This window comes from Ornithinibacillus massiliensis (assembly GCF_018310345.1).
Classification (GTDB): domain Bacteria; phylum Bacillota; class Bacilli; order Bacillales; family Amphibacillaceae; genus Ornithinibacillus; species Ornithinibacillus massiliensis.
Genome location: NZ_JAGXBY010000002.1, coordinates 209,247 through 224,345, shown reverse-complemented (window position 1 = coordinate 224,345; position 15,099 = coordinate 209,247). Strand labels below are relative to the sequence as shown.

General features: G+C 36.4%; 16 protein-coding genes. 2 read left to right on the top strand and 14 right to left on the bottom strand.

Going from position 1 to position 15,099, the window contains the following annotated elements:
* Positions 1 to 29: 29 nt before the first annotated feature.
* The 8 genes from spoIIIAD to KGF86_RS05225 form a co-directional block, all read right to left on the bottom strand.
* Positions 30 to 422 (bottom strand): stage III sporulation protein AD, encoded by a 393-nt coding sequence (spoIIIAD, locus tag KGF86_RS05260; RefSeq protein ID WP_186869884.1) that lies wholly within the window; start codon positions 420 to 422, stop codon positions 30 to 32.
* A gap of 5 nt (positions 423 to 427) precedes the next feature.
* Positions 428 to 634 (bottom strand): stage III sporulation protein AC, encoded by a 207-nt coding sequence (gene spoIIIAC, locus KGF86_RS05255; protein ID WP_010093209.1) that lies wholly within the window; start codon positions 632 to 634, stop codon positions 428 to 430.
* An 18-nt stretch (positions 635 to 652) separates the two neighbouring features.
* The gene (spoIIIAB, locus tag KGF86_RS05250; RefSeq protein ID WP_186869885.1) at positions 653 to 1,165 is read right to left on the bottom strand and encodes a stage III sporulation protein SpoIIIAB; all 513 of its coding nucleotides are present in this window, start codon (positions 1,163 to 1,165) and stop codon (positions 653 to 655) included.
* Positions 1,101 to 2,087 carry a stage III sporulation protein AA gene (spoIIIAA, locus tag KGF86_RS05245; protein WP_186869886.1) on the bottom strand — a complete coding sequence of 329 codons (987 nt, stop codon included), beginning with the start codon at positions 2,085 to 2,087 and terminating at the stop codon, positions 1,101 to 1,103. Before spoIIIAA ends, spoIIIAB begins: the two co-directional genes overlap by 65 nt.
* A 296-nt stretch (positions 2,088 to 2,383) precedes the next feature.
* On the bottom strand, positions 2,384 to 3,364 hold the full coding sequence (locus KGF86_RS05240; RefSeq protein ID WP_211741306.1) for a prenyltransferase/squalene oxidase repeat-containing protein: 981 nt from the start codon (positions 3,362 to 3,364) through the stop codon (positions 2,384 to 2,386).
* Positions 3,365 to 3,534: 170 nt separating this feature from the next.
* Entirely contained in the window at positions 3,535 to 4,092 is a 558-nt protein-coding gene (gene efp, locus KGF86_RS05235; protein WP_186869888.1) for an elongation factor P, read from the bottom strand.
* Between the two features lie 27 nt (positions 4,093 to 4,119).
* Positions 4,120 to 5,181 (bottom strand): M24 family metallopeptidase, encoded by a 1,062-nt coding sequence (locus KGF86_RS05230; RefSeq protein ID WP_186869889.1) that lies wholly within the window; start codon positions 5,179 to 5,181, stop codon positions 4,120 to 4,122.
* Between the two features lie 134 nt (positions 5,182 to 5,315).
* On the bottom strand, positions 5,316 to 5,837 hold the full coding sequence (locus KGF86_RS05225) for a YqhR family membrane protein (protein ID WP_343221425.1): 522 nt from the start codon (positions 5,835 to 5,837) through the stop codon (positions 5,316 to 5,318).
* 217 nt (positions 5,838 to 6,054) lie between these two features.
* On the opposite strand from KGF86_RS05225, the gene KGF86_RS05220 reads away from it, so the two are divergent.
* Positions 6,055 to 6,423: an SA1362 family protein gene (locus KGF86_RS05220; protein WP_246521329.1), complete on the top strand. Its 369-nt coding sequence runs from the start codon at positions 6,055 to 6,057 to the stop codon at positions 6,421 to 6,423.
* A 20-nt stretch (positions 6,424 to 6,443) separates the two neighbouring features.
* Here the strand turns inward: KGF86_RS05220 and KGF86_RS05215 are convergent, their stop codons facing one another.
* The 4 genes from KGF86_RS05215 to KGF86_RS05200 all read right to left on the bottom strand — a co-directional run bounded on the left by KGF86_RS05215 (position 6,444) and on the right by KGF86_RS05200 (position 11,094).
* Complete coding sequence (locus tag KGF86_RS05215) at positions 6,444 to 7,334, bottom strand: patatin-like phospholipase family protein (RefSeq protein ID WP_186869891.1); 891 nt, start codon at positions 7,332 to 7,334, stop codon at positions 6,444 to 6,446.
* A gap of 73 nt (positions 7,335 to 7,407) precedes the next feature.
* Positions 7,408 to 7,827 carry a transcriptional regulator MntR gene (mntR, locus tag KGF86_RS05210; RefSeq protein ID WP_186869892.1) on the bottom strand — a complete coding sequence of 140 codons (420 nt, stop codon included), beginning with the start codon at positions 7,825 to 7,827 and terminating at the stop codon, positions 7,408 to 7,410.
* A gap of 92 nt (positions 7,828 to 7,919) precedes the next feature.
* Positions 7,920 to 8,105: a hypothetical protein gene (locus KGF86_RS05205; protein WP_186869893.1), complete on the bottom strand. Its 186-nt coding sequence runs from the start codon at positions 8,103 to 8,105 to the stop codon at positions 7,920 to 7,922.
* 430 nt (positions 8,106 to 8,535) lie between these two features.
* Entirely contained in the window at positions 8,536 to 11,094 is a 2,559-nt protein-coding gene (locus tag KGF86_RS05200; protein WP_211741305.1) for a vitamin B12-dependent ribonucleotide reductase, read from the bottom strand.
* A 391-nt stretch (positions 11,095 to 11,485) separates the two neighbouring features.
* On the opposite strand from KGF86_RS05200, the gene KGF86_RS05195 reads away from it, so the two are divergent.
* On the top strand, positions 11,486 to 11,857 hold the full coding sequence (locus KGF86_RS05195; RefSeq protein WP_186869895.1) for a rhodanese-like domain-containing protein: 372 nt from the start codon (positions 11,486 to 11,488) through the stop codon (positions 11,855 to 11,857).
* A gap of 434 nt (positions 11,858 to 12,291) precedes the next feature.
* Here KGF86_RS05195 and gcvPB read toward each other — a convergent pair whose 3' ends face one another.
* Positions 12,292 to 13,755 (bottom strand): aminomethyl-transferring glycine dehydrogenase subunit GcvPB, encoded by a 1,464-nt coding sequence (gcvPB, locus tag KGF86_RS05190; protein ID WP_186869896.1) that lies wholly within the window; start codon positions 13,753 to 13,755, stop codon positions 12,292 to 12,294.
* Positions 13,748 to 15,097, bottom strand: a complete 1,350-nt coding sequence (gene gcvPA / locus KGF86_RS05185) for an aminomethyl-transferring glycine dehydrogenase subunit GcvPA (RefSeq protein ID WP_211741304.1) — start codon at positions 15,095 to 15,097, stop codon at positions 13,748 to 13,750. Before gcvPA ends, gcvPB begins: the two co-directional genes overlap by 8 nt.
* Positions 15,098 to 15,099: the final 2 nt, after the last annotated feature.

Sequence of the window (15,099 nt, the reverse complement as noted above, 5' to 3'; positions counted from 1 at the left end):
TTGCTCCCTTCCTTTCTAACATTTCTCCTTTACACAGAAGGTAAGAAATTTAGAATAGCTTCTACTACTGCTGTTATAATTGGTATTGCAAGTAATAAAATAAATATCTTTCCAGCAAGCTCTATTTTGGAAGCTACCGCACTAAGTCCTGCATCTTTTGTAATACTGGCTCCTAATTCTGTAATATAAGCAATACCGATTATTTTTAGGATAGTCTCAATGTACATGGAGTTAATGGCTGCTTTTTGACCTAATGACTCAATTAGTCGAATAATGGAACCAATTTGGCTAATAACCGCTATAAATAATGCAATACCCGTAATGAGTATGATAAGAAATGCAAAGGGGCCGCGCATATCCTTTAAAATGATGTATAGAATACTAGCTATAATGCCTAGTGTGACGATTTGAATAATATCCATTTGACTTACCCTTGAAAAAGAAATACAGATCGGATTTGTTGAAATAAATCAGATAACCCATTTATGACGACAACAAGGACAATAATAAATCCGACCAACGTGACAAATTGCGCGATTTCTTCCTTCCCCATTTGCTTTAAGATTGTGTGAATCAAAGCGACAATAATTCCAATTCCTGCAATTTGAAATAATATCGATGCATCTGATAGCATAATGCAGCCCCTTCCTCCCTAAATAAGCAATAATACGATGAACAGGCCTGTTAAAAAGCCTAGATTTTTGGCCATCTTTCCGTACTTATCCTGATCATCTCTTGCATCATCTAATTCTCTTTCCAAATGCTTAATCGTTAGCTGTATATGTTTTTGTTGCTGGTCAAAATCATGTTGCCCAAGCGTTCTTCCAAACTGAAGAAGAATCTCTTTTTCATGTGATGTTAAACTAGAATTTTCAATATAATTTGCAACACATTCTTCCCATACTAAGTCAAAATAGCTATTCGTTCCCATCATCTTATTAGCCACTGATTGGAAAAAAGATGCACATGGTTCTGGGATTTGTTTGGCAATAGATATAAATGCATCGTGCAGTGGCATCTGACTATATAAGATTTCTGCCTCTAATACTTGAAGGGCATTGATGAGCTGACGGATTTGCTTTGGCCGCCGAGCCAATTTATTACTCCACTCGAATCCTAGCCATGTTGTTACTCCGATGAAGAGTAGTGCCCCGATCCACTTCATTTGGATAGCACCCCGTTTTCTTATAGATATTTTTATCATTTTCATCAAAGATTGACTGAATCGTTCCGGGAGCGGACTGTCCTTTTAGCAGTACAACTCGTCTAAAGACCTTTTTTTCTAGTAGTGGAAGAATGGAAGGCCTTTTCTTTAATTCTTCTAAGGTTTGTCCATGAATCGTACATATTACGGTAACACCAGCATTAATCGCATTTGTTAAGGCTTGTACATCTTTATCGCTGCCAATCTCATCCACTACTAATATCTCCGGTGACATAGATCGAATGAGCATCATCATGCCCTCTGCTTTTGGACAAGCATCTAAGACATCTGTTCGTCTTCCAAGGTCATGTTGTGGTACACCTTTTAAACATGCCGCAATTTCCGAGCGTTCATCAACGACTCCTACCTTTTTAGGTGGTATATGGTTCCATCCTGATGAAATAATTCGAATGACATCTCGAATGAGCGTTGTTTTCCCTGACTGTGGAGAGCCAACAAATAACGTATTGAGAAATCCATTCTCATATAGATAAGGCATGACTTGTTGCCCGACACCGATTTTCTGTTTTGCGATACGAATATTGAAAAAGGTAATATATTGAATGGCCTTTACCGTTCCGTGTACCGTATTTACTTTGCCTGCAAGTCCTACTCGGTGACCCCCTTCTATGGTGATATAACCCTCCCTTAATTCATCCTCCATCCTATATAAAGAAAACTCACTCAACTGATTCACGATGAATACATTATCCTGTTTATTCGGTCTAGCTTGTGTTACCCATTCCACCCCTTGGTCAAAGATAAGTTCGATTGGTTGGTTCAAACGAACGCGAATCTCTTGTACCATATTCCAACGCTTCCCAATTTTGCTTCTTAAGACCGTTTGTATTTCAGTCGGAAATAAACGTAGTATCTCCTCCATAGCTTGTCCCCACTTTGTATCGGTTTTTAATTGTTTTCATTTTCTATAAATAAATGTATGTTGGAATGTAGATTTTATGACTGATAGAACGAACTTAATAGTTTTGCTACAAATAAAATTGATAGAGTAGAAAGAGTGTATATTTTATGAACAGACATGATGAGCCTCCTTGTTTTTATATTTTCAAACCATGCACAGCTAAACGAGTAGGTATATTTCGATCCGATTAAAAGAACAGCAAAAAAAAGATGCCCACCAAAAAGGTGACCATCTCTTTTCTTTGCGTTTTACTAAAGTTAGAATCGTATTTTTTTCATCTCGCTCTTTTCAATATCTATATCTAAATACCCGAATGAATCAAAGCGTTTATATCTTTCTACTGCTAAAATCCCCTTCCAATAGATTCTTGCCATTTCAAATTCCTTCGGATAATTCCCCCACTCCCAAGAAATATCCCATGTACCATCTTCAGAAAGTTGGTTTACATAAAACATAAAATTTTGATCAATTAATGATCCAAGTTTACTACATAGCTTATCGGATGGACTTTGTACAAAATCCAATGGTAGTGGCTCATAGCCAGTGTCCCATTGCGTTACATCTTTATTGATACATTCCAATGCTAAGTCAATCACTTTCTCTTCAACTTGTTCAAAGGAAAACGGTATATGGGATTCAAAGGTAGATTGATGTGGTTTTAATAGCTTGATACATTGTTGGAAATTATTAATCTCGTGCTTGTCCATTTCAGTTTGATTCATTAAATGCGTAACAGCCTTGCCCACTGAATCCCATCCTATTTCATAGCTGCTACTCGTCGGTTCTGACCAATGTATAAGGGTCGCTGCAAGTTCTACACTTGGGTTAAATGACCAGTTCTCTTGGACTCCTTCTTCCCAGTGCCACCATGGCGCATGTGGATAATCATTATTTTCTGGTAATACAGATGTCCACTGACCCGATTCTTCATTATATGTATCAATCAAATAAGAAATAAGTTTCTGAACGATTGGTTCTTCCTTTTCTGCACCTATTTCGATTAAAACTTGAGCCGCTGCCCAAGAAGCCATAGGAGAGGACTTCGGCAACCAAAAATCCGGTTCAATCCCATGGCCGAACCCACCATCCTCATTTTGAAATTCCTTGAGACTTTTTAGCACCTTATCCTTACTACCAGTACCAAATACATAATCAAAACGGTCGATTTCTAGATTCCTGCAATGACGTAATAAAAATTCTCTCGTACGATTAAATTGTTCGCTAGCTACTTTTTTCAATATTTGCCTTCCTTTCACATTTGCATGGATTAGTTTATCCTCTATACTCCCTATATTTTATCATAATATTTCCAAAAATATAAAATATCATTAAACATATTCTCGTTCATCGCATAAAAAAATGACCATCTTAACTGATGATCATTCTTCAACTTATTATTTAGGAGATATTATGCTCTAGAAACGTATTTACCATCAGAGGTATTGATAATTAGCTTATCGCCTACGTTAATAAAGAATGGAACTTGCACGACTAATCCAGTTTCTACTGTAGCCGGTTTTGAACCACCGCTTGCTGTATCACCTTTAATACCTGGTTCTGTCTCAATTACTTCAAGTTCAACATTGTTTGGTAAGTCGATACCTAACATTTGACCTTGATAAGAAATAATCGATACTTCCATATTTTCCTTAATAAATTTTAATTCATACTCAATTTGGTCAGAGCTAAGCTCGATTTGTTCATACGTAGCTGTATCCATAAATGCATGTGAATCTCCAGATGCATATAGATATTGCATCTTTTTATGTTCAACATGTGCTTTACCTACTTTTTCTCCAGCACGGAATGTTTTTTCTTGAATGTTACCATTACGAAGGTTACGAAGCTTTGATCTTACAAAAGCTGCACCTTTACCTGGCTTAACATGTTGGAAATCAACAACTTGCCATACATCATTATCTAATTCAATTGTTAATCCTGTCTTAAAATCGTTTACTGAAATCATTCTATTTCCTCCTCATTGAAACACAGCTTATAGCTGAATAAGTTCTTTCGTTGATGTTGTTAAACGTTCATTACCAGTTTCTGTAATGACAATATCATCTTCTATACGACATCCGCCAACATTTGGAATATAAATACCTGGTTCAACGGTAACAACCATACCGGGTTCTAATTTTAATCCACTACGGAAAGAAAGTCCAGGACCTTCGTGCACTTCTAACCCAATTCCATGTCCAGTAGAGTGGCCGAAATAGTCGCCGTAACCTTGTTCTTTAATATAATCTCTTGTTAAAGCATCTGCTTCAATTCCAGTCATACCTGGCTTAATTCCATTCACTCCACGAAGTTGTGCTTCAAGTACTGTGTCGTAAATTTTTCGTAATTCAGCACTAATCTCACCAACTGCGACTGTTCGCGTGATATCTGAAACATATCCATCATAAAGAGCCCCGTAGTCTAATGTTACTAGCTCACCTGCTTGGATTTCTTTAGTAGAAGCAACTCCATGTGGCATAGCGGAACGGAAGCCTGATGCAACAATCGTATCAAAGCTTGATTGTGTAGCGCCTTGTCTACGCATAAAAAATTCAAGCTCATTGGAAACATCAATTTCTTTTACACCTGGTTTAATGTAACCTTGAATATGTTCAAAAGCAGCATCTGCAATTTCTGCTGCCTTCTTTAGAATAGTCAGCTCTTCTGGTGTTTTAATTAAACGAATTTTCTCTACAATTTCACTAGTTGGGACTAATTCAGCGTCCAATAGCTCATTATAGCGATCATATGTAGCATATGTAATATGATTTTTTTCAAAACCTAATCTTTTCACATGTAGTCGTGTTAATTGTGCATTTACTTCTTCTTCAATTAACGTCTTATGCTCGATAATAGTAAAGCCCTTTGCTTGTTCTGCAGCTTGTTCTGTATAACGGAAATCAGTAATAAAGATAGCTTCTTCTGCACTAACAATCGCAATACCAGCAGTACCAGTAAATCCTGTTACATATCGACGGTTAATAGGACTTGTAATCATTAATGCATCAAGATTCAATTCTTGAAGTGATTGTCTGATCTTATTTATTTTTTCCATCTCTTCATCCCTTTCCTTTTTGCTCACCAGCTTATAATGAACAAAACCACATCTCTATTTAGTTTCCTCGACTTTAACAGTTTACCATAAATAGACAAGTTTGAATATTGATTTTGCTACGTAAAAAGAGCTCCTTAGCTTGATGATGACTTTTGTTCATCATTTTCTTTATGACTTAACACAGAATCATAGTAATCAAACGAAATGGAATAACCGATAAAGGTTCCATATAAGATATACAAACAAATAGTGGAGATAATCGACTTTACTTCCATCTCTTGTACACTTGGGACGTTAGTAAATATAGGCTGTAAAACAAAAAACACAATTAGCCATAGCATAATACCGTATGCCACACCAACCCATAAGGAGTAGATTTTCCTTAAAAGCCCATAGTAAACTAGTGCAACCACAATGGATAAAATGGCTATGATAACTATTGTTACTAATTCCCCTAACCATGTATCTGTCCAATGAGCGGTGGTCCATGGTCGAAGTACATAAGCTTTTGCAGAGACCTCCGTAAAATTAAAATAATACATAAACAGTCCTAATAAACTTGCGAGAATCCCACCAATGAAACCAGTAAGCAACGATCTGCCTAGTATGGTTGAAGAATCCTCTTGTTTATTTTGTTCTAATTTTTTATCTTCCACTGTATCCACCTCCAACATTAGTATTACCTATTGGCGAAAATGAATTACAGGAAATGCGTTTATGATAAAATGGATACAGCATCATATTTTAAAAGCCTGAATATTTTATGGTAAGAAGGAAACAATTATACTAGAATAAGAAGAACGATTATCTATTAGAATGACGATAATAGGAAACCAAATCATATATACATATATAGATGAAAGGAAGATTCATATGAGAAAAAACTCGATGATTAGATATATTATATACGGAATTGTGGGATTAGCAGTAATTGGATTAATGATGCAGTTGTTTCTTAATACTATTGGATTTTTATTTCAATTATTTGTTGCTGCAATCTTTGGATTAGCTATTTTTGGATTGTTCTACTATTTCATTCTAGGTGGGCGCAACAAATCATCCGACGCTAAGAAATATAAGCAAGCAGTACGACAATCAAAGTCGAAATATACACATCATCAACAGACACCAAATGTAAAGCATTCACAACCGTCTTCATTGAAAAAGAAATCCAAGAAACGACCGGCTCATTTACGGGTGATTGATGGAAATAAATCAAAAAGTAAAAAAGCAGGCTTCTAATAAATAGAAGCTTGCTTTTACTATGCGGGCCAATATTTTAGAAACTTTCTTGCTTCCTCACGACCACTCTGTACTAATCTTTCTTTCACATTTTGATCAATCTTAAAATCGACAGTTTGAACATCTTTTACTGGAATAAAAATAATACTATCTTTCTGAGATTTGGCAATATATCTTGCGTCATGGGCTTGTTTCATAGTGGAAAATAAAGCATGTAGCATATCAAGAGCATTTTTAATTTTTTTGGGGGAGATATGTTGTGGGGAATCACTAAGCTTCAAACCTAATATCGGTCGCATGCGTTTATTCGTTTCACTTTCTAATACCCAAATCGGAAAATTACTTAACAGTCCACCATCAACGATTAAGCTTTTTTCTTTATGCTTTCCGGCCATTTTTTTAGGCATAAAAAAGTACGGGAATCCTGCACTCATCCTAACAGCTTTTGCTACAGGAAAATCATTAGGATTAATTCCATACACCCGTTCTAAATCATCTGGTATGACAATTAATTTGCCTAAAGTTAAATCACTAACGACTACCTTTAAATAACCTTCCTTTATATCTCCGAAAGTAAAAATTCCCTTTTTTGCCAGGTGATAGTATATCCATTTTTCAAATTTATCGCCTTTATTAAGACCCATTTGAAAATATAAGAAAAACCACTTACTACCTGGCAATATCTTGGTAAGTCCTGGAGGGTCTAGAAATTCCTCTAAATTCAATTCATCTAATAATGATTCAATTTCACCGACTTTATAGCCTGAAGCGATAAATGCTGCCAAGATAGCGCCTGCGGAAGTTCCAGCTACCCGTTCAAATTCCAGTTTTTTCTCTTGTATACCTTCAAGTGCTCCAATGAAAGCATAGGCTTTCACACCACCACCGGAGAAGACACCGTCTATTTTCATACAATATCTCCTTATCGCTTTTTATATAATATGTAAGCAATAAGTGTATGAAATAGAACATTGTCCTTCACTGTTAATCATTATTTCTCTTTTGAACATTTCGTAAATCGTCTATTCGCTTTTGATCTTCTTTAAAATATTGTACTAAGTCACCTAATCGATCAATCGAATTCCAGCTTAAATGATGCTCTATTCCTTCTACATCATTGTATATATTTTCAGCATCCACACCAATGATCTCTAAGAAATTTTCTAATAGTTCATGGCGAAACACTAATCGCTCTCCTACTTTCTTACCTTTTTCAGTGAGAACAAAGCCTCTATATTTTTCATAAAGTAAATAATCATCTTTATCTAGCTTTTGAACCATCTTGGTAACGGAGGAAGGATGAACTTCTAATGTTTCAGCAATATCAGAAACTCTAGCATATCCTTTGGTTTCAATTAAGTTATATATAATTTCAATATAGTCTTCCATACTTGGGGTTGGCATCCAATTCTCCTCGTTTCACGAATAATTTTTATCTTATGCAACATTGTTTCTATATATTGAGGATACAGGAAAATTGGATGGTGTACAAGCTTTTATGTAAAATCGAATAGTCTCCTTACAGCTCGTAATAACCAAAGTAATAAACGAAATGGTAATAAAAGCAACTCAGGAATCCACCATAATGCATCCATGATTCCATCCCAAAATGTGTAGCGTCCTTCCTTCTTCTTTTGATGCCTTTTTGTTTTTGAGTTTTTTACTTGCCACCATGCTCTCATTTCTTATCTCTCCGTAATATAAGTATCGTAAGTTTATATATAGTATTTATTGAGTGTATTTGCTTCACGATTTTTAGCAACTAAATTCGGTGTGCTATATTATCCTTTACTAGCAGAAATATGAATTTGTACATTGGGATCCAGTTCACTTATAGAACTTAGTAAAAATTGTTGTATTTTATCATCATCTTCTATTATTAAGATTTTTGTCATGTTCAAATGCTCCCCTATTTAACGAGCAAATCTTACCCCATTAGTTTATGTAAACATTAATTCTATGATTATAGAATAATAGCGTTTGGAAATCCGTGTACCATTATCCTTATATGTTGAGAAATGTAAAATAACCCCTTACGGCTATCATACCGAAGAGGTTATTTCTTACCAACCTTATTTCTTAATTATCAAAAACCATTCAAAGCCATCACTATTATAGACCACACTTCAATTGCGCCCCACAGCTTGTACAAGTGTTACAACCACCAATATCTTCGACACTACCTTCACGACAAACTGGACATGTGTCACCTACTTCTGAACCAATCGTAACATCTGTTGATTTAAGCTCTTGGATAGTATCCATTAACACCACTTTTTTAGGTTCAGTAGTTTCCTCGAATAACTCGGTTTGTTCAAAATTGTTTTCTTCTGCTTTCAGTGTTAGTACTTGAGAGTCACGGCTTCCATCTACATACACCGTTCCACCTTTAGCACCACCACGATAAAGTCTTCTATATACACTTTCAACTTGACTTACTGTATACCCTTTAGGTGCATTCACTGTTTTAGAAATTGAACTATCTACCCAGCGTTGAATTACACATTGTGTATCAGCATGAGCCTCTGGTGATAATTCCATAGCAGTTACGAACCAATTAGGTAGGTTATTAGCATCTGCTTCTGGGTTGCCATCTAAATATTCTTGGACGATGTCCGCTTTTACTTCAATAAACTTACCAAGTCTTCCGCTTCTGAAATAAGAGAAGGAGAAGTATGGTTCAAGCCCAGTAGAAACCCCCACCATCGTACCAGTACTACCGGTTGGTGCTACCGTTAATAAATGTGAATTTCGAATACCGTACTTCAGAATATCTTGACGAATATCTTCTGGCATTTTCTTCATATAGCCAGTATTGATAAACGCTTCACGAAGGTTCATCGTTTCTTCTTCATTTTCTCCTACTAAGAACGGGAAGCTTCCCTTTTCTTTAGCAAGCTCAATAGACTCACGGTATGCAGTAGTAGCAATTGTTTCAAAAATCTTATCTACTAGTTCATTACCTTCTTTTGAACCATACTCTGTTTCACAATAGATAAGTAAATCGTGTAATCCCATTACGCCTAAACCAATTCGGCGTTCTCCTAGAGCTTGTTTTTTATTTTCATCTAGGAAATATGGTGTCGCGTCAATAACGTTGTCTTGCATACGGACTCCGGTTTTTACCGTTTCTTGTAATTTTTTAAAGTCTACTGTTTTAGAATCTTTATTAGCCATTTCACCAAGATTTACTGCTGCTAAGTTACATACAGAGAATGGCGCAAGTGGTTGTTCCCCACAAGGGTTAGTTGCAACTACTTGTTGCCCATATGCTTTGGCATTCGTCATGTCATTGGCATTATCAATAAAGAAAATCCCCGGTTCAGCAGAATACGTAGCACAAATATTAATTAAGTTCCATAGCTCTTTAGCTTTAATTCGACGATATACACGAACACCATAGCCCATTTCTTCCCATTTACGCACATCCCCAACATTGTGCCAGTTTTCATTATAATCTTTCATTTCTTCTTCCGTATAATTTTCCACATCAGGGAATTTTAATTCGTAGAACGTATCGTTCTCAACAGCTTCCATGAACTCCTTCGTAATACATACGGAAATATTAGCTCCAGTTAAGAATTCTGGATTGTGAACAGAGTACGTACCACCTGTTCGAAGCTTTTCTTCTGCTTCTTTTAATACTTGGTTCGTAAATCCGCCTTGTCCTGGAATGCTTTTATAATTAAGAATTCCTTGGTAGAGATCTACTTCTGTTTCGGTTAATGGGGTGAATTTAAGCTTTTCCTGTGCGAGCTTTTTAATTTGTTCATCCTCGGTGTTCTCAATCAAATATCGGAGAATTCTAGGATTTTGCATCTTCGAAATAATGAATTCAATAATGTCAGGGTGATTGTCAACTAGCATTATCATTTGAGCACCCCTACGTGATCCACCTTGCTCAACGAGGTGAGTCAATTTAGCAATATCATCCAACCATGATACCGATCCAGATGATTTACCATTAACCCCTCTTGCTAGTGCATTGCGTGGTCGTAATGTCGAGCCGTTCGTTCCGACACCCCCACCTCTACTCATGATTTCCATTACTTGTTTACGGTGTTCTGGTATACCTTCGCGAGAGTCTCGAACATATGGCATTACATAACAGTTAAAGTAAGTTACTTCTGTATCTGAACCAGCACCGTACAATACTCTTCCTGCAGGGATAAAGTTTAAATTCGCTAGTTCCTTGTAAAATTTTTCAAAGGATTGTTGACAAAGCTCTTCCGTTGGCTCCACACTTGCTAGCCCTGTAGCATTACGCTTAGCAATTTGTTCATAGAACACTTCTAGAGGCTTATCAATACTATCTAGTCCTCTCTTTACTACCCCTGTTTGTGCTTCTTCCCCGTCTAATACAGAGGTGTAATCTGGTTCTACCTGTACCAATGCCTCATTGTTTACGCGATCGATCGATTTAATAAATCCTAATCCTCTAGCTGGGAATTTGGGATCGGCTTTAACCGTTAAAACGACAAAATCCCCTTCTTTTAATGTCTTTTTTTCTATATCTTTAAAGGAATATCGGTCTAGCATAACAAGTCTAGACACACCTTTATGTAACAATTTCATATCTGGCGTGATTGGGTGTACTTGTGGAAATTGCTTAATATCCTCATTTAGCAAATCCACATTAATGTTCGTTCTTGATTCAACAACCGTAGACATTCTATCTCTCCTTTTGACATAAATGAAATTCTAGTAATCTAGAATTTAATTAGTAATACCATACCATATTTAGTAACAGAATTACAATATCTTGTATTTGCATTTTAACATAACACAATATATGGTAAATTGAGCATATTGTATTAAATTTGTCAACAAACAATAAAAAGCAAAAATCTAAGAAAAACAAAGCTATTGCAAGCAATATTTGTGTAAATCTCCATACACTAACATTTTTTCATATTGCATAAAATAATAGGCTTGTGATAGTGATATATTTTCACTATTTTTCGACATAATAAACATGTAAACCTTCATAGAAAAACTTTGAAAAAAACATAGTTTCCGCCTATAATAAGATAGTACACATGGAAAGACGGGGGATTAATAGATGAAGTATCTTTTATTAGCACTAATCATTATTATCGTAATAGCAGTATTTCGTTACTTTAGACAACGTACTTATTTAAAAACGTTAACAGAAGATCAATTCCGTGAAGGCTATCGTAAAGCACAGCTTATAGATGTAAGAGAGCCTCAAGAATTTAAAAATGGACATATTCTAGGTTCTAGAAATATTCCAGTTACTCAAATGAAGCAGCGTTTGATTGAGATTCGTAAAGATAAGCCAGTATACCTATATTGTCAAAGTGGCGCACGATCAGCAAGAGCCGCACAGCTTCTTCATAAAAAGGGCTATGAGCATATCTACCAATTAAAAGGTGGATTTAAAAAATGGACTGGTAAAGTAAAACAAGGATAAATTTTAACTTAATAGGAATAGAATCACAAATAAAGAAGCTTGGAAAATCCAAGCTTCTTTATTTTTCAGTCATCACTATCTTCTTTCTATTCTTTGCCTAAATAGCATTTTGGACATCTCACCGAATAACGTAGTAAAATTGCCATCTAATACAAGTGTCAGACAAAAGCTTTTAGCTACATTGAAAAAAGAGGCTGGGACAAAACTATTTCTAACATAGGATAAACCGAACATGAAAGTTAGCGCATCAAATCCGCCCCAGAAATATACTTGCGGTTGGTGGGTGGCTGGTGAGCCTCCTTAGAGCTAACGCTCCCCTGGGGTCTCACCAATGCCTTTCCTCCCACAGGAGTCTCCGTATATTTCCGGGGCTAATGTAGTGATGGTTCGTTTTTTATTACCTTGTTTTAGTTTTGTCCCAGCCTCTAATACTATTATTTCTCTTTATAAAAACGTAGTACTGGTTTTCTTGCTGCTGTTGTTTCATCCATACGCTTTACAACAGTGTTATGCGGAGCTTCTTGAACAATCTCAGGATTATTTTCCGCTTCGTCTGCAATTTGTAGCATAGTCTCTATAAATCCATCTAATGTTTCTTTAGACTCTGTTTCTGTAGGCTCTATCATTAAAGCTTCTTCAACATTTAATGGGAAGTAGATGGTTGGCGGATGATAGCCAAAGTCCAACAGACGTTTGGCAATATCTAATGTACGTACACCTAGCTTCTTCTGTTTTCTTCCAGAAAGTACAAATTCATGCTTACAATGTTGAGTATATGGTAAATCATAAGCCTTCTCTAATTTACGCATCATATAATTCGCATTTAATACTGCATACTCACTAACCTTCTTAAGACCCTCTCCACCCATCGTACGGATATACGTATAGGCACGAAGATTGATTCCGAAGTTACCATAGTAAGGTTTTACACGACCAATTGACTGTGGTCGATCATACTCGAACGTGAAGAAATCATCTTGTTTTACAATTAAAGGTTTTGGTAAGAAAGGCTCTAGTTCTGCAGATACCCCAACTGGACCTGAACCAGGACCACCACCGCCATGTGGACCAGTGAATGTTTTGTGTAAATTTAGATGTACAACATCAAATCCCATATCTCCAGGCCGAGCGTAGCCCATTATGGCATTTAAGTTTGCTCCATCATAATATAGTTTACCACCTGCTGCATGAACAATCTCAGCCATTTCAAGAATTTCCGTCTCAAATAATCCAAGTGTATTCGGATTTGTTAGCATTAATGCCGCTGTGTCTTCCCCGACTACACGCTTTAAGTCCTCTAAATCAACCAGCCCATTCTCATTTGATTTAACTGTAATCGCATCAAATCCTGCCACAGTTGCAGAAGCTGGATTTGTACCATGTGCTGAGTCTGGAACTATTACCTTTGTACGTTGAAAATCGCCATTAGCTTCATGGAATGCACGAATCATCATTAGCCCTGTCCACTCACCATGTGCACCTGCTGCTGATTGTAGTGATACACCAGCCATACCAGTAATTTCTTTTAATGATTCTTGTAAATCATACATCATCTCGAGGGCACCTTGAACAGTTTTAGGGTCCTGATAAGGGTGAATATGACTGAACCCATCTAATCGTGCAACATCTTCATTAATTTTCGGATTATACTTCATCGTACATGATCCAAGCGGATAAAAGCCAGAATCAACACCATAATTGCGATTCGATAATCCTGTATAGTGACGAATGATATCTAATTCACTTACTTCAGGTAAATCTGGAGCATCTGCTCTTACATACGTATCCGTTAGTTCCGCTTCTAATTCTACTTCTGGTACATCTATTTCGGGTAAATTATAGCTTACTCTACCTTCTTTACTACGTTCAAAGATTAAGGCAAAATCTTGATTACTCATGGATATCCCCCAATTCTTTTACAAAAGTATCAATTTCTTCTTTTGTACGATTTTCTGTTACAGCAATTAGCATATGATCTTCTAGTTCTGGATAATAAGTTGCTAAATCATAACCACCTATTATTCCCTTTTCGAGTAATTTATCATTCGCAACTTTAACAGACACTGGAAGCTTCACGATAAATTCATTAAAGAAGGAACCATGACCTACCACTTCAAAACCTGCAATCTCAAATTGCTTTTTCGCATAACGTGCCTTTTGCATATTAAGCTCTGCCATTTTTCTTATTCCATGCTTACCAATAGAACTCATTGCAACAGCACTTGCAAGCGCATTTAATGCCTGGTTAGAACAAATATTAGAAGTAGCTTTATCACGACGAATATGTTGTTCACGAGCTTGTAAGGTTAGTACGAACCCACGGACACCATTTTCATCCTTTGTTAGTCCTACTAATCGTCCTGGAATTTTACGCATGAGCTTTTCAGTAGTTGCAAAATAACCACAATGCGGACCACCAAACTGAGCAGGAATACCAAACACTTGTGTATCGCCAACCACAATATCTGCTCCAAACTTACCAGGAGGTGTTAAATAACCTAATGCTAAAGGATTACTAGATACGATAAACATTGTTTTTGGTTGTGCATCTAATAATGCTCGAACCTCTGCTAAAGGCTCAATTTGTCCGAAAAAGTTCGGGTATTGTAAGACAACACTTGCAGTATTTTCATCTAATTCACTAGCTAACTGCTCTAAATTTGTACGACAATCGCTATGATCAATATATACGATATCCAGATTTTGGCCTTTACCATATGTTTCAATTACCGCTTGAGATTCTGGGTGAATCGCTTTAGATACTAGAACTTTTTTCTTTCGCGTTTGACCAGCACTTAAGTTCACTGCTTCAGCTAAAGAGGTTCCGCCATCGTACATAGATGAATTGGCAACTGGCATCCCGGTAAGCTCTGAAATCATCGTTTGAAATTCAAAAATCGCTTGCAATTCCCCTTGTGATATTTCTGGCTGATACGGTGTATACGCCGTATAGAATTCTGACCTTGAAATAATATGATCCACTACAGAAGGAATAAAGTGATCATATACCCCTGCCCCTAAGAAAGAGGTATACTCCCTTAGGTTATAGTTTTTGTTTGCCATTTGGACAAGTTCTTTTTTCAACTCAGCTTCACTTTTTGGTGTTTTTAAGTTTAATCCATCCTTTAGGCGAACCTTCTCTGGAATATCTGAAAATAATTCATCAGTTGAAGCGACGCCAATCGCACTTAACATTTCTTGTTTATCTGTTTCTGTCATTGGTAAATAACGAAAATCCATTT